This is a genomic window from Pseudomonas sp. MD195_PC81_125, assembly GCF_014060985.1.
In the GTDB taxonomy this organism is placed as follows: Bacteria; Pseudomonadota; Gammaproteobacteria; order Pseudomonadales; family Pseudomonadaceae; genus Aquipseudomonas; species Aquipseudomonas parakoreensis.
On record NZ_JABULD010000784.1, the window covers coordinates 1 to 917 of the forward strand.

Below are 917 nucleotides of genomic sequence, written 5' to 3' on the forward strand. Positions count from 1 at the left end.
ACTTCATCGGCGGCGACAACAAGATGGCCGAATGGGTGGTGCGTCAGCACGGTATCCCGCAGGCGATCTTCGTCGACGACGGTTACCTGAACCTCAAGGATCTGGCGCAGAAGCTGCCCAAGCAGTACTTCAGCGAGACCTCGCCGGGCGTGTACCTGGCGAAGCTGCCGATTGTGGTCGGCCGCAAAGGCATCCTCGAAATCGATGGTCAGACCCAGGAGTTGCGCCTGTCGCAAGAGGCCGGTTCGTTCCTGGTCAACGACGGTCAGTTGTTTGTGCGTGACACCAAAGTCACTGGCTGGCGCGAGAAGGACAACGGCCCGGCCACCTTCCGTTCGCCGAAGGAATTCCGTCCGTTCCTGCTGGCCTGGGGCGGCACCGAGACCTACATCGTCAACAGCAAGATGGCCAGCTTCGGCTACGCCAACAGTAAGTCGTACGGGGTGAGTATTTCCCAGTACACGCCGAACATGGCCAAGGTCCTCAAGCGTCCCGAGCCGACCGGCTGGATCGTCGGCTCCGAGTTCTCCGACATGTGGTACGGCTTCTACTGCTACGAGACCCGCGACTTCGTGGTCAAGGGCAACACCTACAAGGACAACATCGTCTACGGCATCGACCCGCACGACCGTTCCCACGGTCTGATCATTGCCGAGAACACCGTCCACGGCACGAAGAAGAAGCACGGCATCATCATTTCCCGTGAGGTGAACGACAGCTTCATCTTCAACAACAAGAGCTACGACAACCACCTCTCGGGCCTGGTGATCGACCGTAACAGCGTCAACAACATCATTGCCTACAACGAGATCTACAAGAACCACACGGACGGCATCACGCTCTACGAGTCCGCCGACAACCTGCTGTGGGGCAACAAGGTCATCAGCAACAAGCGCCACGGCATCCGCATTCGTAAC

General features: G+C 58.8%; 1 protein-coding gene. It reads left to right on the top strand.

Going from position 1 to position 917, the window contains the following annotated elements; genetic code table 11:
- Nucleotides 1-917: right-handed parallel beta-helix repeat-containing protein (locus tag HT737_RS29260; RefSeq protein ID WP_182404564.1), on the top strand; the 917-nt coding region annotated here is incomplete at both ends.